Origin of the sequence: Rhodococcus sp. NPDC059179 (assembly GCF_042754885.1) — a bacterium.
GTDB lineage: Bacteria > Actinomycetota > Actinomycetes > Mycobacteriales > Mycobacteriaceae > Rhodococcus_G.
On record NZ_JBHZBV010000001.1, the window covers coordinates 1,052,021 to 1,076,721 of the forward strand.

Below are 24,701 nucleotides of genomic sequence, written 5' to 3' on the forward strand. Positions count from 1 at the left end.
CCGTCAGCAGGACAGAGCCGTACGAACGAAGGGCACACGATGAACCACAGCGCGAACACCCCGGTCACGGTCATCGGACTCGGGCCGATGGGACGGGCCATGGTCGGCGCGTTCCTCGACGGGGGGCACCAGGTGACGGTGTGGAACCGGACGGCCAGCCGCGCCGACGAACTGGTCTCGAGGGGAGCGAAACGAGCGGAGACGCCCACGGAGGCCGTGCTGGCGAGCGATCTGGTGATCCTCAGCCTGACCCACTACGGCGCCATGTACGACGTCCTCGACACCGTCGGAGACGCGCTGGCAGGACGGGTGGTGGTCAACCTCAGCTCCGACACCCCGGAGGCGACAAGGGAAGCGAGCAGATGGCTCGCCGACCGGGGTGCCGATCTCCTGGTGGGAGGAGTGATGGTGCCAGCGCCGATGGTCGGGGGGGACGGCGCCTATGTCTTCTACAGCGGCGCCGAGTCGACGATGGACGCGCACCGCCAGTCGCTGTCCGCGATCGGCAGGCCCGACTACCGCGGCGAGGACCCGGCGCTCGCGCAACTCTGGTATCAGGCCCAGCTCGACGTGTTCCTGACGGCGCTGTCCAGCTTCGCCCACGCCGCGGCCCTGGTCGGCTCGGCGGGGGTTTCCGCCACGGAGTTCTTCCCCTACGCGGCGGAGACGTTCACCCTCGCGGTGTCGATGCTGGAGGAGTCAGCCGAGCGTTTCGACGCGGGCGACCACCGCGACGAGGGTGCCAACGTCACGATGATGGGGGCGACCGCCGACCACATCGTCGGGGCCAGCCGGGACGCGGGCATCGACGTCGAACTCCCGCAGGCGATCCAGGCGCACTACGCGCGGGCCATCGCCGATGGGCACGGCCGGGACAGCTGGACCAGCCTGTTCGAGACGATCAGGAAGCCGCGACCGGCGAATCGGTGATCGCCGAGGCGTCAGGGGGTCTGCGGACGGATGTCCGAGCAGCTCGCGCTGACATGGGTGACGATGCCCTCGCGGATGCCGCAGGTGACTGTGGCGCCCCGTGCGACACCGATCTCCCAGAAGGGGGCCCCGAGGCCACCCGTGCATGGTGCGTTCGCCTGCTCGCCGGCGGGGACCGCGAGGCTGGTGCGCGAGTAGTTCTGAACCGAGGGGACGTGCATGGCGCCTCCGAGGCCGGGGATCGCTGTGGCGGTCAGGCCGAAGCAGTCGACGCGGACGTGGTGCACCACGGTCGCGCCGGCGGGAACGCCGCTCGCGACACACAGCGAGCTGGCGGCCCCGATGGAGGTGTTCACCCCACACTGCGCCGACGTGATGGGCTGGGCCTGCGCCGCTCCGCCAGCCGACACGAGGCCGCCCGCGATGGCGGTCGAGGCGAATACGGTGCACGCGATGGCTCGAATGGTGGCGTTCATGGCGGCTCCTGATCTCCGGATACGACAACTGTCGCAGCTCCGCCGCCCGTGCGCGCGTCTTACCCCGGTCGGGGTGAGACGCGCGCACAGTCATCGCTCGATACCGCCCTCGCCCGCGAGGGCGAACAACCCGTTCTCGGTCTGCTCGACAAGCCCGTCCACCAGCAGCGAGTCCAGCGCCCGGTCCCGCTGCGCGGGGTCCGTCAGCCACACCTGGTCCAGCCGCGCCCGTTCGACCGGCGCGTGGGTCCCGCGCAGCACGTCCAGGAGCCGGCCGCGGACCTGGCGATCGGTGCCCGCGAACTTCTGCACCTTGCGCGGCGGCCCGGTGTGCGCGGGGCGACCCGTGGTCAGCCAGGCACAGTCGGTCAGCGGACAGCGTTCGCAATCGGGGTTGCGGGCAGTGCAGACAGTCGCGCCCAGTTCCATCAGCGCGGCCGAGAACACCGTGGCCCTGGCTCTGGTCCGCGGCAGCAGCGCGTCGACGTCGGCGAGGTCGCGGGTGGTGGACGGGTTGCCGGGCTCCGCCGCGCCGTGCACCGCCCGGGCGACCACGCGCCTGACGTTGGTGTCCACCACCGGGACCTGCTGCCCGTACGCGAAACAGGCGACCGCGCGCGCCGTGTAGGCGCCGATCCCCGGCAGGCCGAGTAGGACGTCCACGTCGGCGGGGACGACGTCGCCGTGCTCCGCGGCCAGCACCCGCGCGCATTCGTGCAGTCGCAGCGCCCGCCGGGGGTAGCCGAGCTTGCCCCAGGCACGCAGCACCTCGCCCTGGCTCGACGCGGCCATCAGCGAGGGCACCGGCCAGCGCTGCACCCACTGTTCCCAGATCGGCGCGACGCGCACCACCGGCGTCTGCTGCAGCATGATCTCGCTCATCAGGATCTGCCAGGCAGTGACGCCGTCGCGCCTCCACGGCAGGTCACGGGCCTTACGCTCGTACCAGGCAATGAGTGCGGAGGAGTTCACTTGAACTTCACACCTCCCGTTTCACGGTTTTGCCAGGTGGCGGATGAAGCACGGAAAATGCGGTGTGCACAATGGCTGACATGCCCAACTCAAACCCCATTTCGGCCTGGAAGGCGCTCCAGCAGGGTAACGACCGCTTCGTGAACGACGCGTCGGTGCACCCCAGCCAGGGCGTCGCCGACCGGGCGAAGCTCGTCGGCGGCCAGCACCCCACCGCGGTGATCTTCGGCTGCGGCGACTCGCGCGTGGCCGCCGAGATCATCTTCGACCAGGGCCTCGGCGACATGTTCGTGGTGCGCACGGCCGGCCACGTCATCGACAGCTCGGTGCTCGGCTCCATCGAGTATGCGGTCGAGATCCTCAACGTGCCGCTGATCGTGGTCCTCGGGCACGACACCTGCGGCGCGGTCGCGGCCACGATCAACGCGCTCGACAACGGGGCCATCCCCGGCGGCTTCATCCGCGACGTCGTCGAAAAGGTCGCGCCGTCGATCCTGATCGGCCGCAACGAGGGCCTGTCCACGGTGGACGAGCTCGAGGCGCGCCACGTGGTGGAGACCGGCGACCTGCTCCAGCAGCGGTCGCGGATCATCGCCGACCGGGTGGCGGCGGGGACCTGCGCCATCGTCGGCGTCACCTACCAGCTCTCCGACGGTCGAGTGCACCTGCGGAACACGGTCGGCGACGTCGGCGAGGTGGCCGACTGAGCGACACGCCGGGCCTGGTGGACCTCCGCCCGGGCCCGGGCACCTAACGTGGGTTCTGTGTTGGAACCAACCGGGCCGCTGCCCCCCGAGATCTACTGGCGACGACGCGCGCTCGCGATCGGGGCTGGCGTGGTCGCGCTCATCCTCTTGGTGTGGATCGTGACGTCGCTCGGCGGCGGCGAGGATGATCCGTCGGCCGCGGCTGCGGCCGTCAGCAGCTCGCAGAGCAGCCCGTCTTCCGGCGAGGCCGCCCCCAGTTCTTCGGGGGACTCCGGCGGGTCCGGGTCCGGTGAGGCGTCCGGCGCTGGCGGGGCCTCCGGGTCCGGTGATTCCGGCGCGGGATCCCCGGTCGCCGGCTCCGTCTCGGGCGAGGCGGCAGCGTCCTCGGCGGCCGCCGTCCCGGCGGGACAGTGCCCGGACCAGTCGCTCGCCATCAAGGCCAGCTCGAACCAGCCGAACTACCCGGCGGGTCAGGAACCGCAGTTCGGCATCGTCGTCACCAACATCGGCTCCGCGACCTGCGAGCGTGACCTCGGCGCCGGCATGCAGCAGGTGCTGGTCTACAGCCTTGACGGGCAGCAGCGGGTGTGGTCGAACACGGACTGCTTCCCCAACACGGCGCCGGACATCCGCTCCCTCAAGCCGGGCGAGCAGGCGGCGTTCACGGTCAAGTGGTCGGGCGCGACGTCCGAGCCCGGCTGCACCGCGCCGCGCAACCCGGTCGGCCCGGGCGCCTACACCGTCGTCGGTCAGCTCGGCGCACTGCGCAGCACCCCGGAGCCGTTCAACCTCAGCTGACGCCGCTCCGCGGCCCGTGCGCGTCTTGCATCCCGATCGGGGTAAGAAACGCGCACGGTTCGTGGTTTGGAGACACGCCCTAGTCGTACGGACCGGAGATCGACGTCTCCGCGAGCCGGGACAGCCCCTCCCGGATGTGCCGGGCCCACAGCCCACCGATGCCCTCCACCGACTGCAGGTCGGCGGCTGTCGCGGCGAGCAGGCCCTGCAGGGTCCCGAAAGACCCGACCAGCCGGTGGATCTGGTGGAACTGCAGCCGCGGCACCCGGGTCAGCACCCGGTAGCCGCGCGGGCTCATCGGCGCCTCGAGCGCCTCGATCGTCGCCGGGTACCCGAACGCGCGGGCCAACGTGGTCAGGTCGAGCAGGTCCGCGTCGGTGAGCTTGTCCAGCGCCTCGAGGGTCCGCTCGACGGCCTCCGTCGGGGCCTGCCCCTCGCCCGCGAGGTAGTCGCGGGCCACCAGCTGCCGGGCGATGTCGTTGTCGCCGACCAGGTCCTCCAGCTGCAGGGCAAGCTGCCTGCCGTCGGTGCCGAGCTCGAGCACGTCGCGCTCGATCTCCACCGACACCCGGCGCACCATCTCGAGCCGCTGCACGACGGTGAGGGCGTCGCGCAGCGTCACGAAGTCCTCGATCTCCACGACGGAGAGCTGATTGGTGACCTGGTTGAGCCTGGACTTGTACCGCTCCAGCGTCGCGACGGCCTGGTTCGCCCTCGACAGGATGGTCGGTGAACCCTCGAGCACGTGCCGGATGCCGCCGACGTACACGCTGACGATGCTCATCGACTGGCTCACCGAGACCACCGGATAGCCGGTCTGGATCGCGGTCCGCTCCGCGGCGCGGTGCCGGGTGCCGGATTCCACGGTCGGGATCTTGTAGTCGGGGACGAGCTGGACGTTGGCGCGCACGATCCTGGTGCCGTCGGTGGACAGCACCACGGCGCCGTCCATCTTGGACAGTTCCCGCAGCCGGGTCGGCGCGAATTCGACGTCCAGTTCGAAGCCGCCGTCGCAGAGTTCCTCGATCTCGGCGTCGTAGCCGAGCACGATCAGGGCGCCGGTGCGGCCGCGCATGATTCGTTCCAGGCCGTCGCGCAGCTCGGTACCCGGTGCCAGTCTGGCGATCGTCTCGCGGACGGCGGCAGACGGCGTCGCGTCGTCCATTGCCGTCCCCCTCGCTCGGTTTGCGCGGCGCCTCACCGCCGGGCGGAGTTCGGTCGATCCGCCGTCGCTTCGCGTCCAGGTTACCCAGCGGGGGAGGGGCGGCGGCCTCCCCGGGGGCGGACGCGCCGGAGCCGGACCCGGGCAGGGGCGCGTTCGGGCGGAAATCGGTGAACCGATATTTTGGAGGCCGTGAGCAGTACCTGGACTTTGCCCGACGAACTCGAATTGCCGACCCGACCCGACTTCTTCCCGGAGCCGGGCGGCGCGTTGCCGCAGCACTGGTCGAAGTGCTTCGGATGCGGCGACGACCAGCCCGCGGGGATGGCGATGACCTTCACGGCGCTCGAGGGCCTGGAGGTCTCCGGCCGGCTGACCGTGGCGAACCGGTACCAGGGCGGGCCAGGCGTGATCCACGGCGGCATCCTGTCCGTCGCCTTCGACGAGGTCCAGGGCATGGCGTGCATGGTGCTCGGCGGTCCCGTGGTCACCGGGCACCTGGAGATCGACTTCGCGAGGCCGATCCCGCTCGGCTCGGTGCTCGAGTTCCGCGCCCGCATCGACGGCATGATCCGACGCAAGGTCTACACCAGCGCGGAGGCCCGGATCGTGGAGGGCCCGACCGCCGGTGACGACGTCGTCGCCACCTCCCGCGGGCTGTTCCTGACGATCAAGCCCGAGCACTTCGTGCCGATGCAGGACTTCGTCGACGGGGAGGCGACGTCACCGTTCGGCACGTCGTCCTCGCTGTAGCGCCGCTCAGCCCCGAGGCAGGACCCGCAGGGCCTCCCCGAGATTGGTGACCTCGGTGGCCCGCATCCCCGACGGCGGCGGCCCGGAATCGCGGGGCACCAGTGCGTGCGTGAAGCCGAGCCGCTTCGCCTCGGCGAGGCGCCGGTCGACGCCGGTCACCCGGCGCACCTCGCCCGCCAGTCCGACCTCGCCGAGCACCACCAACCCGGGCGGCAGGGCGGTGTCCCTGAACGCCGACGCCACCGCGACGGCCAGCGCCAGGTCCGCGGACGGTTCGGTCACCCGCATGCCGCCCACGGTCGCCGCGTACACCTCCTGGTCGGAGACCTTCACCCCGTAGCGCCGTTCGAGCACGGCCAGCACCATCGACACCCGCGCCGAGTCCATCCCACTGACAGCGCGCCGGGGCGAGGGGTTGTGCGACTTGGCGACCAACGCCTGCACCTCGCCGAGCAGGGGGCGCTTGCCGTCCATGGTGACGGTGACCGCGGTGCCGGGGACGGCATCGTCGCGGTGGTGCAGGAACAGCCCGGACGGGTCGCTGACGCATTCGATGCCGTCCTCGCGCAACTCGAAACAGCCCACCTCGTCCGCCGCCCCGAAGCGGTTCTTCACGCCCCGCACCATGCGCAGGGTGGAGTGCTTGTCGCCCTCGAAATGCAGCACCACGTCCACCAGGTGCTCGAGCGCGCGGGGCCCGGCCACCGCGCCGTCCTTGGTGACGTGCCCGATCAGCAGGACCGGGATGCCGCTCGTCTTGGCCAGGGACGTCAGCGCGCTGGTGATGGCGCGGACCTGGGTGACTCCGCCGACCACGCCCTCGACGTCGGCGGCGAGCATGGTCTGCACCGAGTCCACGATCAGCAGCGTCGGGCGGACCTGTTCGACGTGCCCGAACACGGTGGCGAGGTCGGACTCGGCGGCCAGGAACACCCGCTCGTGCACCGAGTTGGTCCGGTCGGCCCGGAGCCGGACCTGCCCGGCCGACTCCTCGCCGGTGACGTAGAGCGCGCGGTCCTGGGGGTCGCGCCGCGCCCACTGGTGCACGACCTCGAGGAGCAGGGTCGACTTGCCGACGCCGGGCTCGCCCGCGAGCAGCACCACCGAGCCGGGGACCAGCCCGCCGCCGAGCACCCGGTCCAGCTCGGGCACGCCGGTGGGCTTGGCCCGGCTGGAGGTGCCGCTGATCTGGGTGATCGGGGTCGCCGGGGCGGTCGGCACCATGGAGGCGCTGCGGGCGGTCGTCGCGCCCGGCCTACTCGCGACGGCGGCGAGGAGGGTCACCTCCTCGACCGAGCCCCACGCACCGCAGTCGGGGCAGCGGCCGACCCACTTGGCCATCGAGTTCTGACAGGACGAGCAGCGAAAGCTCGATTTGGGTTTGGCCACGACAGCAGCCTAGGGGCGGGGTCCGACAGGCTGCGTGGGCAGCGCAATCGAGGGCGGGCGGCCGGGACCCGCGCCGACCCTGCGGCCGTACGTCAACTTGAGTCGCTCGCCACGGTGACAGAGCTTACGCTTGGCGTCCATGAGCACCTCGGAGATCGCAACCGTTCTGGCCTGGCACGATGCTGTCAACAGCAACGACATCGACACGCTGTTGGCGCTGTCCAGCGACGACATCGTGCTGCCCACCGACGACGACGATCCCGATCAGGGTCTCGACGAACTCCGCGAGTGGGCGACATCGGCCGGCGTGACGTTCCGGACGGGACGCATGTTCGTGCACAACGGCGTTGTCGTAGTCGAGGAGACGGCCACGTGGGCATCTGATCCCGATAACCCGATCGAGCAGGCGATCGCGTTCCGGGTGGTCGACGACCGGGTGGTCACGGTGGTGCGCCATCGCGACCTTGAGAATGCATTCGACGCGACCGGCCTGGGCGAGGCGGACCTGTACGAGGGGTGATCCCCTCGGTGACCGGGCCCATGTCCTGAACGCCGCCCCCGACCGCGGTCCTCACCGTCGGCAGCATTCGGACCGCACGGGATTCTCGGGAAACCGGGGAATCGCACCGGCGACCGTACGGGAGGCAACCATCGCGCATCCGCTAGTACCGCCGGGCGTCACCGGTCCCGGCTCGCAACCCGCCGGCGAGTAGAAAGACCAGAACGGCCCCCGGCGCTGGGCGCCGAGGGCCGTTCTCGTGAATTCGGGGACTAGTGTCCGCCGCTGCCGAGGGGCTTCGCGTCGGCGTTGCCGGACTTGTCCGACTCGTGCCGCTCGGTCAGCGGCCCCGCATCGACCGGCACGGAGACGACGATGTCGCCCGCCCGCTCGAAGCTGAAGGTCATCGGGACCGTCAGGCCGGGGTGGACGCCCTCGTTGAGGTCGTTGAGCTCCACCAGAATCAGCTGGGTGGGGTCCTCGGCGTCGTCGAGGACGGTCGCCGCGCGCACCCCGGCGCCGAGCGAGGTCTGCGGGTCGATGACCCGGCCGCCCACCTCACCGGCGATGGTGACCGAGCCGGCCGCCTCGGTGGTGATCTTGGTCAGGCGGTCGGCCTTCACCTCGCTGTTGTTCACCGCGGTGAACTTGAGCGCGGCCTTGCCGCCGGGCTCGATGCTGTATTCCTCGCTGTCGGGGTACACGATGTGCACGTTGCGCAGGGAGATATCACCCTGGTTGGCGTAGTTGCCGTTCACGGCTGCCACCTGGGTCGCGGTCTGGGTGATCTGGCCCGCGCTGCAGGCGGACAGCGAGATCGCCGCGGCTGCGGCCAGGGCAACGGCGGTCGCGACTCGTCGAGTCGGCGCATTCAGGGCTGTCACGGGTTGTCCTCCACGGCGTCGGGTCGTACTCCACTAGGCAGAGTAGTAGTCAGGTCTGCGGACTGGGTCCCGGGGTCGTTGTTCGGGGCGTCGTGGCGGGGTCTGCGGTGTCGAAACCCGAGGCCATACGGTCGGTTTGGGCGCTGCTGGATGCACGTTCAGGTCCCCATGTCAACCCCTCCGATCACCCCGCTGTGCCCCTGACCTGGGGCGTTGGAGACGGCACGGTCGGGTCCCGTGTTAAACTGTGAAGATCGAAAGGGGCACGGGACAGATGATTTTTAAGGTCGGAGACACCGTCGTATACCCCCACCACGGAGCGGCGCTGATCGAGGCAATCGAAACTCGCACCATCAAGGGTGAACAAAAGGAATATCTCGTTCTCAAGGTCGCTCAGGGCGACCTGACCGTCCGGGTCCCCGCGGATAACGCAGAGTACGTCGGCGTCCGTGATGTTGTTGGCCAGGAGGGCCTGGACAAGGTCTTCCAGGTGCTGCGCGCGCCGCACACCGAGGAGCCGACCAACTGGTCGCGCCGCTACAAGGCCAACCTCGAGAAGCTCGCCTCCGGCGACGTGAACAAGGTTGCCGAGGTCGTTCGGGACCTGTGGCGTCGTGAGCAGGACCGCGGGCTGTCCGCGGGCGAGAAGCGGATGCTCGCCAAGGCTCGTCAGATCCTCGTCGGTGAGCTCGCGCTCGCCGAGGGCACCGACGACGCCAAGGCGGAGATCATCCTCGACGAGGTTCTCGCAGCAGCGTCCTGACAAATGAACAACGTGACTGACCCGGCCGAAGTGAACAGCGGAGGCCGGGTCATTGCATTGGTGCCAGCCGCGGGACGCGGGGAGCGCCTCGGGGCGGGTATCCCGAAGGCGTTCGTCACCCTGCGGGGTGTCTCCATGCTTCGGCTCGCCGTCGACGGGCTGATCGACTCCGGTGTCGTCGACCGCGTCGTGGTGATCGTGCCCGCGGACCGGATCGACTCGGTGCGCGCCGATCTCCCCGAGGGGGTCGACGTCGTCGCGGGCGGCGCCGAACGCACCGACTCGGTGCGCGCGGGGATCGAGGCCGCCCCGGACGCGGACCTGCTGCTCGTGCACGACGCCGCCCGGGCGTTGACGCCACCGCCCCTGATCGCCCGCGTCGTCGCGGAGTTGCGGGCAGGCCGCGACGCCGTGGTCCCCGCCCTGCCGGTCACCGACACCATCAAGACGGTGGACCTGCTCGGCGCGGTCACCGGCACCCCCGAACGGTCGGAGTTGCGTGCCGTGCAGACGCCGCAGGGTTTCACCGCGGATCTGCTGCGGCGGGCCTACGAGGCCGCCGACTCGTTGGCGACTGATGATGCGGGACTGGTCGAACGGATCGGCGCGCGGGTCCGCACGATCGTCGGGGATCCGTTGGCCTTCAAGATCACCACGCCGCTTGACCTGGCGCTGGCCCGGGCGTTGGCGACCGACGAACCGATCGAGCAGTAGGGAGCCCGGCAACCGTGCGAGTGGGAATCGGCACCGACGTCCATCCGATCGAGGTCGGCAGGCCGTGTTGGATCGCCGGGCTGTTGTTCGCGGACACGGACGGCTGCGCCGGCCACTCGGACGGCGACGTCGCAGCGCACGCGCTGTGCGACGCGCTGTTGTCAGCGGCGGGCCTCGGCGACCTCGGCTCGGTGTTCGGCACCGGCAGGCCGGAGTGGGGCGGGGCGAGCGGCGCGGCGCTGCTGACCGAGGTGCGCAGGCTGATCGAAGCCGAGGGCCTGTCGATCGGCAACGCCGCGGTCCAGGTGATCGGGAATCGCCCCAAGATCGGTCCGCGCCGGGTGGAGGCGCAGGACGTGCTCTCCGGGGTGCTCGGGGCCCCCGTCTCCGTCTCCGCGACCACCACCGACGGTCTCGGGCTCACCGGCCGCGGCGAGGGGATCGCCGCCGTCGCGACCGCGTTGGTACTTGACGCCGGTTCGGGCCGGTAAGATCGCACGTCGTGACCCTGCGCCTATTCGACACCGAGACGCGGGCCCTGCGTGACTTCGTTCCGCTGGCCCCCGGACACGCGTCGATCTATCTGTGTGGTGCGACCGTCCAGGGCGAGCCGCACATCGGCCACGTGCGCAGCGGCGTCGCGTTCGACGTGCTGCGGCGTTGGCTGCTGGCCCATGACTACGACGTCGCGTTCATCCGGAACGTCACCGACATCGACGACAAGATCCTGAACAAGGCCGCCGATGCCGGTCGGCCCTGGTGGGAGTGGGCGGCGACCTACGAGCGCGCCTTCGACCGGGCCTACGGCCAGCTCGGGGTGCTGCCGCCGTCGGCGGAGCCGCGTGCGACCGGCCACGTCACCCAGATGGTCGAGATGATGCAGCGCCTGATCGACGCCGGTCACGCGTACGCCGCCGCGGGCGACGTGTACTTCGACGTGCGCAGCTACGCGCAGTACGGCGCGCTGTCCGGGCACAAGCTCGACGACGTGCACCAGGGTGAGAGCGCGGCCGAGGGCAAGCGGGACCCGCGGGACTTCACGCTGTGGAAGGCCGAGAAGCCGGGGGAGCCGTCCTGGCCGACGCCGTGGGGACGCGGCCGCCCGGGCTGGCACCTGGAGTGCTCGGCGATGGCGGAGGCCTACCTCGGGTCGGCGTTCGACATCCACTGCGGCGGACTGGACCTGGTGTTCCCGCACCACGAGAACGAGTTGGCGCAGAGCCGGGCGGCGGGCGACGGATTCGCGCAGTACTGGCTGCACAACGGCTGGGTCACCATGGGTGGCGAGAAGATGTCGAAGTCGCTCGGCAATGTGCTGTCGGTGCCGAATGTCCTGAAGAAGGTCCGGCCGCAAGAGCTTCGGTACTACCTGGGCGGCGCGCACTACCGGTCCATGCTCGAGTACTCCGATCACGCGCTCGAGGTGGCCGCCGAGTCCTACCGCGGCCTCGAGGCGTTCATCCTGAAGACCCGCGAGCGGGCGGGCGAGATCCCGGTCGGCAAGTGGACCGAGGGATTCGCGGCCGCGCTCGACGACGACCTCGCGGTGCCGAAGGCGCTGGCGGAGATCCACGGCAGCAAGACCGAGGGCAACAAGGCGCTCGACGCCGGCGACCTGACCGCGGCGCTGGAGATCGCCTCGCAGGTGCGGGCCATGATGGGCATACTCGGGGTGGACCCGCTCGACCCGCACTGGGCCGCCGATGCCGACGACGGGTCGGCAGCGCACGCGGCGCTCGATGTTCTGGTCCGCGCGAATCTCGATGCGCGCCAGAAGGCGAAGACGGACAAGGACTGGGTCGTCGCCGACCAGATCCGGGACCGGCTCGCCGCGGCGGGCGTCGAGGTCACCGACACACCGAACGGACCCGAGTGGTCCCTCAAGACGAACCACAACGAAGCGGGACTGTGATGGCTGGCAATTCGAGCAGGCGCGGCGCGATCCGCAAGAGCGGAACCAAGAAGGGCCAGGTCGCGGGCTCCGGAGGCAAGGGCAGGCGCAGCCTCGAGGGGCGTGGGGCCACCCCGCCCGCTGTCGAGCGCACCAAGCACCCGGCCGCCAAGCGCGCCCGGGCGGCCGCTCGCGCGGCGGACGCGGGCGGCCGCACCGGAGGCAGCGCGCCGCGCGGCCGCGGCGGGTCCCCGCGCAAGGGCGACGCCGGACCCGAGAACGTGCTGGGCCGCAACCCCGTGGTCGAGTGCCTGCGGGCGGGCGTGCCCGCGACCGCGCTGTACGTCGCGGTCGGCACCGAGAGCGACGACCGGCTCACCGAGAGCGTGCAGCTCGCGGCGGAGGCCGGCATCTCGATCCTCGAGGTGCCGCGCACGGACCTGGACCGGATGAGCGCGAACGGCCTGCATCAGGGCGTCGCCCTGCAGGTGCCGCCGTACCGGTACGCGCACCCGGACGACCTGATCGCCGAGGCCCGCAAGCATCAGGAGCCGGCGCTGCTGGTCGCGCTGGACAACATCACCGACCCGCGCAACCTGGGCGCCGTTGTGCGTTCGGTGGCGGCGTTCGGCGGTCACGGCGTGGTCATCCCGCAGCGCCGCAGCGCCAGTGTCACCGCGGTCGCGTGGCGCACCAGCGCCGGCGCCGCGGCCCGACTGCCGATCGCGCAGGCCACCAACCTGACCCGGACCCTGAAGGACTGGGCGGCCAAGGGCGTGCAGATCGTCGGCCTCGACGCAGGCGGCGACACCACCCTCGACGAGTACGACGGCACCGGACCGGTGGTCGTGGTCGTCGGGTCGGAGGGCAAGGGCCTGTCCCGCCTGGTCCGCGAGAGCTGCGACACCATCCTCAGCATCCCGATGGCCGGCCCGGTCGAGTCGCTCAACGCCTCGGTCGCCGCGGGCGTCGTGCTCGCCGACATCGCCCGTCAACGGAGGCGCTAGCGCGCCTGTGCGTGAATTGCGCCCCTGTGGGGGTGCAATTCACGCACAGTTCCTGACCAGGAGGTTTCCGTGGTCGACCCGACACTCTGGCGGGAGCACGGCACACCCCTGGTCGAATCGACCGGGCACGGGCCGCTGGACGGGATGACCGTCGCGGTCAAGGACCTGTTCGACGTCGCCGGGCACCCTGTCGGGGCGGGCAACGAGCAGTGGCTCGCCCAGTCCCGCTCGGCGACGGCCACCGCGCCCGCGGTCGCCGCCCTGCTCGCGGCAGGCGCCGCCATCGCCGGGATCGCGCGCACTGACGAGTTCGCCTACAGCCTGGCCGGCACCAACGCCCACTACGGGACGCCGCCGAACCCGCGTGCACCGGACCGGATTCCCGGCGGATCCAGCTCCGGCCCCGCCGCCGCGGTCGCCCTCGGCGAGGCCGCCGTCGGGCTCGGCACCGACACCGGCGGCTCGATCCGGGTGCCCGCGTCCTATCAGGGGCTGTACGGCATCCGCCCCACACACGGCGTCGTCGCGGCGGGCGGCGTGCTCCCGCTGGCGCCGTCCTTCGACACCGTCGGGTGGGTGACGCGCGAACCGCAGACGCTCTTCGCGGTCGGTCAGGTGCTGCTGCCCGCGGGCGGCGACCGGGGGTTCTCCCGGGCGATCGTGTCCGACGAGGTCCTCGGGCTGGGGTCGCGTCGGGTCCGCGAGGCGATCGGCGCGGCGCTGGCGGACTGGGGCGGCGGCGATCTGCCGCCGATCCACAGGACCTCCTTCGACACCGGCGTCCTGCCCGGCTGGGCCGACGTCTTCCGCACGGTGCAGGGCTGGGAGGCGTGGCGGGCGCACGGGGCGTGGATCGAACGGCACTGGGACGGCCTGGGGCCGGACATCCGCGCGCGGTTCGAGGCGGCGTCCGGTTACACCGACGGGCAGCGGGAGCGGGCCGTGGCGCGGATGCGGCAGATCCGCGGCGAGATCGATCGGTGGCTCGGCGACGACCTACTGCTGTTGCCGTCCGCATCGTCGGTGGCGCCGACGCGGACGGACGCGACGCTGGGCGGGCCGGCTATCGAACGGGCCCGCGCCGCGACCCTGGAGTTGACGGGTATCGCCGGTCTGAGTGGACGTTGCGCGGTGAGCGTGCCGCTGCCCACGGCCGACGGTGTCCCCGTCGGGCTGTGCATCGTCGCGCCGCGCGGACGCGACCTGGAGCTGCTCCGCCTGGTCCGCGGCTTCGCCGCCCGTGCGCGTGTCTCACCCCAATTGGGGTAAGACACGCGCGCAGTCGGGGTGGGCCGAGCGACCACGGTGCGCCGCGTTCGGCGGGTCGCCGCGTTTGGGGGGTCACCGTGCGCCCGTGCGTGTTTCAGCCCGACCCGGGAACCTGCTGAGTTCGGGCGAACCGCACGTCATCGCCCGGCGCCAGCTGCGCGGCCTTCCCCAAGTCGGCGTCCACGACCACCGCGATCACCGGGTAGCCGCCGGTCACCGGGTGATCCGCCAGGAACAGCACCGGCTGTCCGCCGCTCGGCACCTGCAACGAGCCCGGCACCATTCCCTCGCTCGCGAGTTCGACGGTGCCGAGGCGGCGTAGTGGCTCCCGGCCGCGCAGCCGCGCGCCCACCCGGTTGCTGTCCGTCGAGACCGTCCACGACTGGCCGAACAGGGTGTCCACGGCGGCGTTGGCGAAAAGGTCCGCCCGTGGCCCCAGCCGCACCCGCAGCCGAGCGGGGGCAGGGGACGCCGGGGGCGGCGGAATGAGCTCGTCCGCGGGCCAGTCCGCGCTCAGTCCGCCGACGGGCAGTCGGTCGCCCGCCCGCACCGGCGCCGGGCCGAGCCCGGCGAGGGTGTCGGTCGCGCGACTGCCCAGCGTCGGCGGAGCGTCCACCCCGCCGCGCACGGCGAGGTAGCAGCGCAGCCCGCCGGTGGCGTTGCCGAGCACCAGCACGTCGCCGTCGGTCAGATGCACGGCGCTGTAGTCGGCGCGCGGGACGTGGTTGACCGACAGCGGGACGCGGGCGCCGGTGACCGCGACGGTCAGCCGCCCGTGCGCGCGGACCGCCAGCCCGCCGAGCGTCACTTCCAGGGTTGCGGCCCGGGGATCGTTGCCCACCAACCGGTTTGCGCTGTCATGGGATCCGCGGTCGGCCGCCCCCGACACCCCGACACCGAGCGCGCCGTATCCGGGCCTGCCACGGTCCTGGACCGTGATCAGCGCCCCGGTGCGCAACACCTCCAGCCAAGCCACCCAACGATTGTCGCCCATCGCGGCTGCGCGACAGTACGATCGCCGAATGCTCACCGCCGCGCTCTACGGGCTCGGAACCGCCGTGCCGCTGCTCATCGGGGCGCTGGTCGGGTTGCGTTACGACCTGCCGCGGCCGCTGCTGGCCGCGTTGATGGCATTCGGTGCTGGCACGATGGTGGCGGCGGTGTCGACGGAGCTGTTCCAGCCGGCGTTCGAGGCCGAGGGCGTGCTGATCGCCGGGACCGCGCTGATGGCGGGTGCGCTCGTCTACGTGGTGTCCGATCACCTCATCGAGAACAAGCTCGGTGCCGCCGCCCTCGGCTGGGCGTTGATGCTCGGCACGCTGCTCGACGGCATCCCGGAGAACACCGCGCTCGGCGTCTCGCTCAGCGCGGGCGGCGGACTGGTGCTGCTCGTCGCGGTCGCGGTCGGCAACGTGCCGGAGGCCGTCGCGGGTGCGGCGTCGATGCGCAAGCAGCCGAACTTCAACAGAGGCCGGGCGGTGCTGCTGTGGACCGTGACGGCCGTCGTGCTGGTGCTGGTGGTGATCGCCGCGAACGCGGCCGCCGACACCATCCCTGACCGGCACGTCGCCGTGATCCAGGCGTTCGCGGGTGGGGCGACGATCGCGGTGCTCGCGGATTCGCTGATGCCGGAGGCGTATCGGGAGGGCGGCTGGTGGGTTGGGCTGTCCACCGCGCTCGGCTTCCTCGTCGCGTTCGCGCTCGGCGGCTAGCACCCGGCCGCCCGCACTCCCCGGTTCGCCGACTGTGCACCTGCGGGCGCGCTTTCTCGGGCGACGCCCCGATAGCTGCACTCTCGGCGAGCCGCCGAATTGACCTCGACCTAGGTGCAGGTTTTAGCGTGGTGGACATGCGACCGACCGATACCCATTCCCCGGCGGACCGTGGCTGGCGGCAGCTGCTCGGCCCCGACCACCTCGGGCCGATGGTGGTGCTGGCCGGCGGCGTCGCGCTGTACGCGATCAACATCTACCTGACCACCAGCCTGCTGCCGTCCGCCATCGACGAGATCGGGGGAGCGCGGTTCTACGCGTGGGCCACCACGATCTTCCTTGTCGCCTCGGTGATCTCGGCGGTACTGGTGAGCCGGCTGCTCGCGGCCGCGGGCCCGCGGGGCGCGTACCTCGTCGCGATCGGGCTGTTCACGGCGGGCACCGTTGTGTGCGCGGCCGCACCCGACATGCTCGTACTGCTGCTGGGGCGTGGCCTGCAGGGATTCGGCGGTGGGCTGCTGAGCGGGCTGAGCTACGCGCTGATCCGGTCCACCCTGCCCCGGCATCTGTGGGCACGCGCGTCGGCGCTCGTCTCCGGGATGTGGGGCGTCGGGACGTTCGTCGGGCCTGCGCTCGGCGGGTTGTTCGCGCAGTTCGGTGCCTGGCGGTGGGCGTTCGTCGTCCTCGCCCTCCTGGCGGTCGGTATCGCGGCACTGGTGCCCCGGTACATCGGTGGGGGCCGGATCGAGGGCCGGAGGGTCGGCGTTCCGGCCGGGTCGATGCTGTTGCTGTCCGCGGCCGCACTGCTGGTGAGCGTGGCGGGCATCGCGACGAGTGCGGCCCTCACCGCGGTGGGTGTGATCGCCGGGATCGCGCTGCTCGTCGTCTTCCTCGCGCACGAGCGACGAACGGACACCGGCGTGCTTCCCGCCGTGACGTTCGTGCCCGGAAACACCCTGAAGTGGACCTATGCGACGTTCGCGCTGTTGGCGGTCGCGTCCACCGTGGAGACCTTCGTGCCGCTGTTCGGTCAACGGCTCGGCGGTCTGGAACCGTTGGCGGCGGGATTCCTGGGGGCCGCGCTCGCCGTCGGCTGGACCCTCGGCGAGATCACCAGCGCGGGTGCGTCGCGCCGGTCGGCGGTGCGCACCCTGGTCGTCGCAGGCCCGGCCATGGTGGCGTTCGGATTTCTCGTCGCGGCGGCAACCCAGCGTGAGGGCGCGACGGGGTGGGTGATCGGGGTCTGGGTCGCGGCGCTGGTGCTGGGCGGCGCGGGCATCGGCGTGGCGTGGCCACACCTGGCCACGTTCGCGATGGGCGCCGCGGACGATGAGGTGGAGGGCGGCAAGGCGGCCGCCGCGATCAACACCGTGCAGTTGGTCTGCAACGCGGTCGGGTCGGCGTTGGCAGGCGTCCTGGTGAATCTCGGCGGGTCGATGGCGGATTCGGCGAGGCTGCTGTTCGGGTTCTTCGCCGCGTTCGCCGCAGCCGGTGTGCTGACGGCCTGGCGCAGCACGAGGCCGCGCAGCTGAGCTCGCCGACTGTGCATTTATCGGTGCGTCGGCCGATTGGACGCGCCCACAGGTGCACTCTCGACGAGAGCCGAACCGCTCAGACCGCGACGAACCGGACCGTGTCGCCCGGCCGCAGCAGCGCAGGGGGCTCGCGGTCGACGTCCCACATCCGCTCGGTGGTGTGGCCGATCAGCTGCCAGCCGCCCGGCGACTTCCGGGGATAGACACCCGAGAACTCGCCGGCCAGCCCGACCGCGCCCGCGGGCACCTCGGTGCGTGGATCCTCCCTGCGGGGCACCCGCAGCCGCGGGTCGCCGCCGACGAGGTACCCGAATCCGGGAGCGAACCCGGCGAACGCGACGGTCCAGTCGCTGCCCGTGTGTGCCGCGACGACGCCGTCAGTCCCGAGGCCGGTCAGCTCGCCGACGGCCGACAGGTCAGGTCCGTCGTAGCGGACCGGAATCCGCACCAGCGCACCTGCTTCGGTGGGCAGCCCGGTCGCGGGCGCGGTGTCCTGCAGCCAGTGGGTGATCCGGGCTCGATCGGTGCGCCGGAAGTCGAACCGCACCAGGATCGTTCGGGCCGCCGGGACCAGGTCGAGCACGCCTGCCACCCGGTTCGCGTCCAGTGCACGATAGTGCGCGAGCACGGTGTCCAGGTCGTCGAACTCGGCGAGCACCGCGCCGTCGCCCGCGTCGAGCAGGCGCATCAGACGAACGGCTCGACGCGCACACCCGCGCTGTCGAGTCGCGCCCGGATCGCGGCGGCCATCTCGACCGCGGACGGCGAATCCCCGTGCACGCAGACGGATTCGGCCCGTGCGGTCAGGACGGTGCCGTCGACGGCCTCGATCTCCGCGTGCTCGACCATCCGCAGCACCCGCGCCGCGACGAGTTGCGGGTCCGACAGCACTGCGCCGCGTGTTCCGCGTGGCACCAGCTCGCCGGTGGGGGTGTACCCGCGGTCGGCGAATGCCTCGGCCACAGTGCGAAGGCCGGCGGCGTCCGCCTCCGCGAGGAAGACCGACCCGGGCAGCCCGAGCACCGGCAGGGTGGGGTCGTAGGCGACGACGGCCGCGACGACAGCGCGGGCCTGTTCGCGGTGGTGCACGATCGCGTTGTACAGCGCGCCATGGGGTTTGACGTAGGCAACCGCGGAGCCGACGGTCTGCGCGAGGGCGTCGAGGCCGCCGATCTGATAGATCACGTCCGCGGTCAGGTCCGCGGGTGCGATGTCGATGAAGCGGCGCCCGAAGCCGGCCAGGTCCCGATAGCCGACCTGCGCGCCGATTCGCACGGCCCGCTGCGCGGCAGATCGGCAGGTGCCCAGCAGCGTGGTCGGGTCACCGGCGTGGAACCCGCATGCGACGTTCGCGCTGGTCACCAGGGTCAGCATGGCCTCGTCGTCGCCGAGCCGCCAGGCGCCGAAGCTCTCGCCGAGGTCGCTGTTGAGATCGATGGATGCCACGGCCTTCGATCTTAGTGCTCCGGCGCGGACTCAGGCCGAGACCGCGACCCGTCCGCTGCTGCTGCCGCGGCGCTTCCCGACCACCCGGCAGATCAGGTAGATCACGAACGAGATGGCGGTGACGAAGCTGGACACCGGCACGCCGGGGGCCAGGGAGAGCAGGATGCCGCCGACCGCGGCGATCTCGGCGAACAGGATCGACAGCAGCGTCGTCCGGAGCGGGCTCGAGGTGATCCGGGCCGCGGCGGCTGCTGGGGTGATCAACAGCGAGAGCACCAGCAGCGCGCCGACGATCTGCACACCGAGCGCGGCGGCCACGCCGACCAGGACGGCGAACACGATGGCCAGCCCGCGGACGGGGACGCCGCGGGCCAGCGCGACGTCCGGATCGGTGCTCGCGAACAGCAGCGGCCGGTACACCACGACCAGCACCGCCAGCACCAGCACGGCGCACACCAGCAGCAGCTGCAGACCGCTGTTGCCGACGCCGACGATCTGGCCGACCAGCAGCGAGAAGCTGGTGCCGGTGCGCCCCGGGTACAGCCACATGAACAATACGGACAGGCCGAGGCCGAACGACAGGACCACGCCGATCACCGAGTCGCGTTCGCGCACCTTTGATCCGAGCAGCGCGAACAGCACCGCCGCCAGCACGGAGCCGACGATGGCGCCGAGTCCGACGCTGATCCCGGCCAGCAGCGCGGCGGAGGCGCCGGTCAGCGACAGTTCGCTGGTGCCGTGCACGGCGAACGACATCTGCCTGCTGATGATCAGCGGACCGATCGCGCCTGCCAGCAGCCCCAGGATGGCCGCGGCGAGCAGCGCCTGTTGCACGAAGTCGTACTGCAGCAGGTCGATGGTGGCCTGCCAGTCGAACATCATCGAAAACGCGTCGGCGAGCTTCTCGTTCATTCGTGTGCCTCGTGGTGGATGCCGTCGACGCCCGCGGACCCGAGCGCGTCGATGGCGTCGCCGGTGCCGACGACGACGAGCCGTCCGCGCACGTGCAACACCTCGACGTCGGTCTGGTACAGCTCGGAGAGCACCTCCGAGGTCATCACCTCGGCGGCCGTGCCGATCCGGAAGCGCCCGTCGACCAGGTACAGCACCCGGTCGACCAACGGCAGGATCGGATTGATCTCGTGGGTGACGAACAGCACCGCGGTGTCATGACCGAGCCGGCGCTGGTTGATCAGGTCGGACACCCGATGCTGGTTGGCCAGGTCCAGGCTGAGCAGCGGCTCGTCGCAGAGCAGCACCTTCGGATCGCCGACCAGCGCCTGCGCGACCCGCAGTCGCTGCTGCTCGCCGCCGGACAGGGAACCGACCGGGGCGTCGGCGAATGCCCGGGCTCCGACCTGGTCGATGGCGTCGTCGACGATGATCCGGCGAGAGCGGCGGGAGCGGAACCCGGTGCCCCAGCGGTGGCCGTCCACGCCGAGCCCGACCAGGTCGCGCCCGCGCAGCGGCAGGCCCTCGTCCATAGTCTTTTGCTGCGGCACGTATCCGACGTGGGAGTTTCCTGCCCGGGCGGGTGTTCCCGCGATCGTGGCGGTGCCCGCGGACAGCGCGAGCTGGCCGAGCAGGACCTTCAGGAGCGACGTCTTGCCGGACCCGTTCGGGCCGAGGACCGCGACGAACTCGCCCTGCTGCACGCTCAGGTCGAGTTCGGACCACAGCGTGCGGTCGCCGTAGGCCAGCCGGGCGCCGCTCAGCTCGACGGCGGGTGTTCGGCTGACGTTCGGTGCGTCGGGGGCAGGGTGGGTCACGGGGCCATTCCGGGTCTGGGTGATGTAGCTCGTTTTCGGCAAGCATGATCGGTGGACTGGGTCTTCGGCGCGCGGGGCGCAACGGTTCTCAGCGTGCGGCGTTCAATGCCGAGGCCAGCGATTCGGCGGTTCGGGTCTGCCACTGAATGTAGTCGGTTCCGTCGGGCAGGGTCTCGGTGACTTCGACGACCGGGATGCCCGCCGATTCGGCGGCCTCGCGAATGTTCTGGGTCGCCTTGTCCTGGGTCTGACTGTTGTAGACCAGGACCTTCACCTTCTTGTCGGCGAGCAGATCCCGCGTCGCCGCGACGGCGGCGGGCGGCGGGTCGTTGCCGTCTTCGATGGCCTTCGTGAAGTCTTCCGGGGTCTCGTCCCTGAGATCGGTTGCCGCCAGCAGGTAGTGGGCAATCGGCTCGGTCTGGGCGACCGGGGCCTGCGGATGCGCCGCCGCAATCGCGCCGGTGATGGCCGTGACGGCGTGCAATTGCTCATGGAAGGTCGCGGCGTTGGCGGCGTACACGTCGGCATTGGTGGGATCGATGGTGCCGAGCTCGGCCGCGATCTGCTTGGCGACGGCGTCTGCCGTTGGGATGTCGTACCAGACGTGTTCGTTCACGCCGCCGTTGCCGTGGTCGTGACCGGCGTGCGAGTCATGTTCGGCCGCAGCGGGTTCCGTGGGTCCGGTCGTGGCGCCCGCGGTCTCGGCGACGTGATCGTGCTCGCCGTGCAGGTCGGTCTCGGTGCCGTACAGCGCGAAGGCGTCGACGGTCGTCTTGCCGGGGGTGCCGGCGAGGACGTCGTCGATGAACTCGTCGTAGCCGCCGCCGTTGTAGACCACCAAGTCAGCGTCGGTGATCGCGGCGGCGTCCCGGGGGCCGGCCTCGAAGGAGTGCGGGTCGGCCGACGGGTCGTTGACGATCGACGTGACGTCGGCGCGGTCACCCGCGACGGCGGCGGCCACCGAACCCCAGACGTTCGTGGAGGCGACGATGTTGGCGCGCTGTCCGTCCGCGAGCGGGGTCGTGCCGGGGTTCGGGTCGGACGAGCAGGCACCGAGGGTGAGCACGCCTGCGATGGCCAGGCCGACCGCGGTGATCGCCTTCCGGCGCAGGGGCCGGGTCGGCGAGTTAGGGGGCGTCGGTTCTCCCAGGAGCATGGGCTAGATACTAATGGAAACCGTTTCCGTTGTACATTGGAGGGGCGATGACCTCGGTCACCGGCGCCATTGCGTACCGTCCCGTTATGCCCCGGTCCCGTCATCCGCGCCGACAGGCGACGCTGGCGTCGCTCGCGGCGGAGCTCAAGGTCTCCCGAACGACGGTCTCGAACGCCTACAACCGCCCCGATCAGCTGTCCACGGAGCTGCGTGAACGGGTGCTGGAGGCGGCCAAGCGTCGCGGCTATCCCGGGCCGGACCCGGTTGCCCGCTCGCTGCGCACCCGCAAGGCGGGCGCCGTCGGGTTGCTGCTCACCGAGGCGCTGAGCTATTCCTTCCGGGATCCGGCCGCGATGAGCTTCCTGGCCGGGCTGGCGGAGTCGTGCGAGGCCGCCGGGCAGGGCTTGCTCCTGATCCCGGCCGGACCCGGACGCGACGACGTCCAGTCCGCGGCAGTCGTACAGCAGGCCGGGGTGGACGGTTTCGTCGTCTACTCCGTTGCCGACGACGACCCGTACCTCGCCGCGGTACTCGAACGGCGCCTGCCGATGGTGATCTGTGACCAGCCGCGCGAGATCGACGGCGCATCGCTGATCGGAATCGACGACCGGGGTGCCATGCGTAAGATCGCCGACTACCTACTGTCGTTGGGGCACAAGGACATCGGCGTGATCTGTATGCGACTGGGGCGGGACCCGAGGGACGGTGTGGCAGATGCCGCCCGACTCGATTCGCCGAAGTTCCACGTGCAGCGTGAGCGGATCGCCGGGGTGCGGGACGCGCTCGCCTCGGCCGGCCTGAACCCCGGATCGTTGACGGTCATCGAGCGTGCGGAGCACAGTTCCCAGGCCGGTCACTCCGCGGCCGAGCAGGCGCTCGCCACCAATCCGCGCATCACGGCCCTGCTGTGCACCACCGACGTGCTCGCGCTCGGAGCCCTGGACTACGCCCGCTGGAGCGGCATCGATGTGCCCGGCCAGCTGTCCATCACCGGGTTCGACGGCGTCGACGACGCATTGCGGGAGGGCCTGACCACGGTCCGTCAGCCCGCGGAAGAGAAGGGCAGGCGGGCAGGTGCTCTGCTGCTGACGCCGTCGCATTCCGGCGTGGCCACCGTCGAGATGCTCGAGACCGAACTGCTGCGCGGCCACACCGCGGCGCCGCCGACCGCCTGAACCACGGGCCGACTATCCCCGGAACACCAGGAGCGGCACATGCAGCTCGGCGGAGGTGAGCGACCCGTGGTGACCGATGAGAATGGACTGCAGTGGCTCGGCGCCCGTCCGGATCAGTGCGCTCGATCCGCGGGAGATCGCGATCACGTCGCCGATCCGCTCCTCGGCGGCAGCGGTGACGGTCGGGCCGAACCAGCCGTTGTCGATCGCCTCGGCGCGGGTCAGCACCGCGAACTCGTCGCCCAGCCGGTCCTGCCAAGCGGTCCGCACCTCGTCTGCGGCCCCGACCTGCGTGTACACGTGGCGGGCACGCGGCTCGCCGCCGATCAGGTGGACGCCATCCCTCAGCTCGGGCGACGCGTCGATGTCGATGGGGGAGCGCACCTCGACCATGCCGTGGTCGGCGGTGACGATCAGGGCTCCGTCGCTCGGAAGGCGCTCCGCGAGCTGACGCGCCATCAGGTCCACCTGCGCCAACTCGAGCGCCCACGCGGTCGACGCCGGGCCCCGGGCATGACCGGTCAGGTCCAATTCGCCGTGGTAGGCGTAGACCAGGGAACGTGAACCCAGCCGCAGCGCGCTCGCCGACGCATCGACCAGGTCGCCGAGCGAGAAGCTCGGCCGGAACTCCCCACCTCGCAGCGCGGCCCGGGTCAGGCCGGACCCACCCTGGTAGGGCGGAGCCACCCTCGACACCGAGATGCCGTCCGCGGCGGCGCGCTCGAAAGCGGTCGGAGTCGGCTGAAACTCCTCGGGGACGAGCTCCTTGAGTAGGTCGACGCGCGGGCCCTCGCCGTGCAGCCGCCATTTCAAGGGGTTCATCAATCGATCCTGGCCGGCCGTGGCGATGAGGTAGCCGACCACGCCGTGTTCGCCGGAGGGCAGGCCCGTGCCGAGCGAGGCGAGGCTGGTCGCGGTGGTGGTGGGGAAGCCGGCGGTGAGGATGGGGCCGAGCCGGCTGGAGAGGAAGGGCGCCGACTCCGGGTGTGCCGCCAGGAGTTCGGCGCCGAGTCCGTCGATCAATAGGACGCAGGCGCGGGAGATGCCCGAGAGATCGAGGCCGATCCGGTCCGTCTCGCCGGCCACACCGAGATGCGCGAGCACGGAGGGAACAAGGTCGGACAGTGTCGCCTGGCCATACCGGGGTGCGAGGAGCATGACGCCAGGCTATCCGCGGCCCCGGTGGCAGCGCCCAAACACGCGGCAGCAACGACGTAGCGTCGCTGCGGGCGAGGAAGATTCCGATGTACGCCGCTGACCTGCGGATTTGACGCTGTGTTCTTGTTCGCGTAACTTTTGTCGAGTCAGAGCGACACGGACACCGACCCGGGCCGAGAGGCCGGGGACACGAGGTTGGACGTAGGCGCCAGACCATCCCAGAAGTTGTAGCCGGTTTCGATCGGTTGTGCTTCGTTGCCTTCTCTTCTCTGGCGGGGCCGGTTTTGACCGGGTCTGCGGGATGAGATAGGCTGGAACAGTTGCCCCGGAGCGGCCGAGAACGAGTTTCTTGGTGGTGATGGTGTGTGCGTGTTCTTTGAGAACTCAACAGTGTGCCGATGAATGTCAGTGCCAAATTTTGGTACTCCACATCCACTTTTTGGTGGTGTGGGTATTTGCTGGCTCTTTTCCTTCTTCCGTCGGAGAGGGGTCAGTGTTTGAAGCTAGTTTGAGTTTTTGATTGCTAGTGATTTGAC

General features: G+C 70.9%; 26 protein-coding genes. 14 read left to right on the forward strand and 12 right to left on the reverse strand.

Features of this window, described 5'->3' with window-relative positions:
- Positions 1-39: 39 nt before the first annotated feature.
- Positions 40-930 carry an NAD(P)-dependent oxidoreductase gene (locus ACFXMV_RS04945; protein ID WP_378499192.1) on the forward strand — a complete coding sequence of 297 codons (891 nt, stop codon included), beginning with the start codon at positions 40-42 and terminating at the stop codon, positions 928-930.
- A gap of 11 nt (positions 931-941) precedes the next feature.
- Here ACFXMV_RS04945 and ACFXMV_RS04950 read toward each other — a convergent pair whose 3' ends face one another.
- Positions 942-1,406 carry a hypothetical protein gene (locus ACFXMV_RS04950; RefSeq protein ID WP_378499193.1) on the reverse strand — a complete coding sequence of 155 codons (465 nt, stop codon included), beginning with the start codon at positions 1,404-1,406 and terminating at the stop codon, positions 942-944.
- Between the two features lie 90 nt (positions 1,407-1,496).
- Complete coding sequence (locus ACFXMV_RS04955) at positions 1,497-2,378, reverse strand: A/G-specific adenine glycosylase (RefSeq protein ID WP_378499194.1); 882 nt, start codon at positions 2,376-2,378, stop codon at positions 1,497-1,499.
- Between the two features lie 80 nt (positions 2,379-2,458).
- On the opposite strand from ACFXMV_RS04955, the gene ACFXMV_RS04960 reads away from it, so the two are divergent.
- Both ACFXMV_RS04960 and ACFXMV_RS04965 read left to right on the forward strand, forming a co-directional pair.
- Positions 2,459-3,085: a carbonic anhydrase gene (locus ACFXMV_RS04960; protein ID WP_378499195.1), complete on the forward strand. Its 627-nt coding sequence runs from the start codon at positions 2,459-2,461 to the stop codon at positions 3,083-3,085.
- Between the two features lie 57 nt (positions 3,086-3,142).
- Positions 3,143-3,883: a hypothetical protein gene (locus ACFXMV_RS04965; RefSeq protein WP_378499196.1), complete on the forward strand. Its 741-nt coding sequence runs from the start codon at positions 3,143-3,145 to the stop codon at positions 3,881-3,883.
- A gap of 79 nt (positions 3,884-3,962) precedes the next feature.
- Here the strand turns inward: ACFXMV_RS04965 and disA are convergent, their stop codons facing one another.
- On the reverse strand, positions 3,963-5,048 hold the full coding sequence (gene disA / locus ACFXMV_RS04970; RefSeq protein WP_378503215.1) for a DNA integrity scanning diadenylate cyclase DisA: 1,086 nt from the start codon (positions 5,046-5,048) through the stop codon (positions 3,963-3,965).
- A gap of 189 nt (positions 5,049-5,237) precedes the next feature.
- Between disA and ACFXMV_RS04975 the strand changes: the two genes are divergently transcribed.
- A complete protein-coding gene (locus ACFXMV_RS04975; protein WP_378499198.1) occupies positions 5,238-5,798 on the forward strand; it encodes a PaaI family thioesterase in 561 nt (186 codons plus the stop codon).
- A 6-nt stretch (positions 5,799-5,804) separates the two neighbouring features.
- Here the strand turns inward: ACFXMV_RS04975 and radA are convergent, their stop codons facing one another.
- Positions 5,805-7,187: a DNA repair protein RadA gene (gene radA, locus ACFXMV_RS04980; protein WP_378499199.1), complete on the reverse strand. Its 1,383-nt coding sequence runs from the start codon at positions 7,185-7,187 to the stop codon at positions 5,805-5,807.
- Positions 7,188-7,326: 139 nt separating this feature from the next.
- Between radA and ACFXMV_RS04985 the strand changes: the two genes are divergently transcribed.
- Positions 7,327-7,707 carry a nuclear transport factor 2 family protein gene (locus ACFXMV_RS04985; RefSeq protein ID WP_378499200.1) on the forward strand — a complete coding sequence of 127 codons (381 nt, stop codon included), beginning with the start codon at positions 7,327-7,329 and terminating at the stop codon, positions 7,705-7,707.
- A gap of 251 nt (positions 7,708-7,958) precedes the next feature.
- Here the strand turns inward: ACFXMV_RS04985 and ACFXMV_RS04990 are convergent, their stop codons facing one another.
- The gene (locus ACFXMV_RS04990) at positions 7,959-8,570 is read right to left on the reverse strand and encodes a hypothetical protein (RefSeq protein ID WP_378499201.1); all 612 of its coding nucleotides are present in this window, start codon (positions 8,568-8,570) and stop codon (positions 7,959-7,961) included.
- Between the two features lie 274 nt (positions 8,571-8,844).
- Here ACFXMV_RS04990 and carD point away from each other — a divergent pair, with 274 nt between their 5' ends.
- The 6 genes from carD to ACFXMV_RS05020 all read left to right on the forward strand — a co-directional run bounded on the left by carD (position 8,845) and on the right by ACFXMV_RS05020 (position 14,214).
- Positions 8,845-9,333, forward strand: coding sequence for an RNA polymerase-binding transcription factor CarD (carD, locus tag ACFXMV_RS04995; RefSeq protein ID WP_007528440.1), 489 nt, complete (start codon positions 8,845-8,847; stop codon positions 9,331-9,333).
- A 3-nt stretch (positions 9,334-9,336) separates the two neighbouring features.
- Entirely contained in the window at positions 9,337-10,047 is a 711-nt protein-coding gene (gene ispD, locus ACFXMV_RS05000; RefSeq protein WP_378502004.1) for a 2-C-methyl-D-erythritol 4-phosphate cytidylyltransferase, read from the forward strand.
- Positions 10,048-10,061: 14 nt separating this feature from the next.
- The gene (gene ispF / locus ACFXMV_RS05005) at positions 10,062-10,538 is read left to right on the forward strand and encodes a 2-C-methyl-D-erythritol 2,4-cyclodiphosphate synthase (RefSeq protein ID WP_378502005.1); all 477 of its coding nucleotides are present in this window, start codon (positions 10,062-10,064) and stop codon (positions 10,536-10,538) included.
- A gap of 11 nt (positions 10,539-10,549) precedes the next feature.
- Entirely contained in the window at positions 10,550-11,959 is a 1,410-nt protein-coding gene (cysS, locus tag ACFXMV_RS05010; protein ID WP_378502006.1) for a cysteine--tRNA ligase, read from the forward strand.
- Positions 11,959-12,945 (forward strand): 23S rRNA (guanosine(2251)-2'-O)-methyltransferase RlmB, encoded by a 987-nt coding sequence (gene rlmB / locus ACFXMV_RS05015; RefSeq protein ID WP_378503214.1) that lies wholly within the window; start codon positions 11,959-11,961, stop codon positions 12,943-12,945. The genes cysS and rlmB overlap by 1 nt, the downstream gene beginning before the upstream one ends.
- Positions 12,946-13,014: 69 nt before the next feature.
- Complete coding sequence (locus ACFXMV_RS05020; protein ID WP_378498406.1) at positions 13,015-14,214, forward strand: amidase family protein; 1,200 nt, start codon at positions 13,015-13,017, stop codon at positions 14,212-14,214.
- Between the two features lie 94 nt (positions 14,215-14,308).
- Here the strand turns inward: ACFXMV_RS05020 and ACFXMV_RS05025 are convergent, their stop codons facing one another.
- Entirely contained in the window at positions 14,309-15,190 is an 882-nt protein-coding gene (locus ACFXMV_RS05025) for a biotin-dependent carboxyltransferase family protein (RefSeq protein WP_378498405.1), read from the reverse strand.
- 46 nt (positions 15,191-15,236) lie between these two features.
- Between ACFXMV_RS05025 and ACFXMV_RS05030 the strand changes: the two genes are divergently transcribed.
- Both ACFXMV_RS05030 and ACFXMV_RS05035 read left to right on the forward strand, forming a co-directional pair.
- Positions 15,237-15,926: a ZIP family metal transporter gene (locus ACFXMV_RS05030; protein WP_378498404.1), complete on the forward strand. Its 690-nt coding sequence runs from the start codon at positions 15,237-15,239 to the stop codon at positions 15,924-15,926.
- A 137-nt stretch (positions 15,927-16,063) separates the two neighbouring features.
- Entirely contained in the window at positions 16,064-17,458 is a 1,395-nt protein-coding gene (locus ACFXMV_RS05035) for an MFS transporter (protein ID WP_378498403.1), read from the forward strand.
- A gap of 79 nt (positions 17,459-17,537) precedes the next feature.
- Here the strand turns inward: ACFXMV_RS05035 and ACFXMV_RS05040 are convergent, their stop codons facing one another.
- From ACFXMV_RS05040 to ACFXMV_RS05060, 5 genes are all read right to left on the reverse strand, one after another.
- Positions 17,538-18,149: an allophanate hydrolase subunit 1 gene (locus tag ACFXMV_RS05040; RefSeq protein ID WP_378498402.1), complete on the reverse strand. Its 612-nt coding sequence runs from the start codon at positions 18,147-18,149 to the stop codon at positions 17,538-17,540.
- Complete coding sequence (locus tag ACFXMV_RS05045) at positions 18,149-18,907, reverse strand: LamB/YcsF family protein (protein WP_378498401.1); 759 nt, start codon at positions 18,905-18,907, stop codon at positions 18,149-18,151. Before ACFXMV_RS05045 ends, ACFXMV_RS05040 begins: the two co-directional genes overlap by 1 nt.
- Positions 18,908-18,937: 30 nt before the next feature.
- Positions 18,938-19,819, reverse strand: a complete 882-nt coding sequence (locus ACFXMV_RS05050) for a metal ABC transporter permease (protein ID WP_378498400.1) — start codon at positions 19,817-19,819, stop codon at positions 18,938-18,940.
- Positions 19,816-20,676 carry a metal ABC transporter ATP-binding protein gene (locus ACFXMV_RS05055; protein WP_378498399.1) on the reverse strand — a complete coding sequence of 287 codons (861 nt, stop codon included), beginning with the start codon at positions 20,674-20,676 and terminating at the stop codon, positions 19,816-19,818. Before ACFXMV_RS05055 ends, ACFXMV_RS05050 begins: the two co-directional genes overlap by 4 nt.
- Before the next feature lie 88 nt (positions 20,677-20,764).
- Entirely contained in the window at positions 20,765-21,832 is a 1,068-nt protein-coding gene (locus ACFXMV_RS05060; protein WP_378503213.1) for a metal ABC transporter solute-binding protein, Zn/Mn family, read from the reverse strand.
- A gap of 86 nt (positions 21,833-21,918) precedes the next feature.
- Between ACFXMV_RS05060 and ACFXMV_RS05065 the strand changes: the two genes are divergently transcribed.
- Positions 21,919-23,007, forward strand: a complete 1,089-nt coding sequence (locus ACFXMV_RS05065; RefSeq protein WP_378498397.1) for a LacI family DNA-binding transcriptional regulator — start codon at positions 21,919-21,921, stop codon at positions 23,005-23,007.
- Positions 23,008-23,019: 12 nt separating this feature from the next.
- Here ACFXMV_RS05065 and ACFXMV_RS05070 read toward each other — a convergent pair whose 3' ends face one another.
- Complete coding sequence (locus ACFXMV_RS05070; RefSeq protein ID WP_378498396.1) at positions 23,020-24,165, reverse strand: alkaline phosphatase family protein; 1,146 nt, start codon at positions 24,163-24,165, stop codon at positions 23,020-23,022.
- Positions 24,166-24,701: the final 536 nt, after the last annotated feature.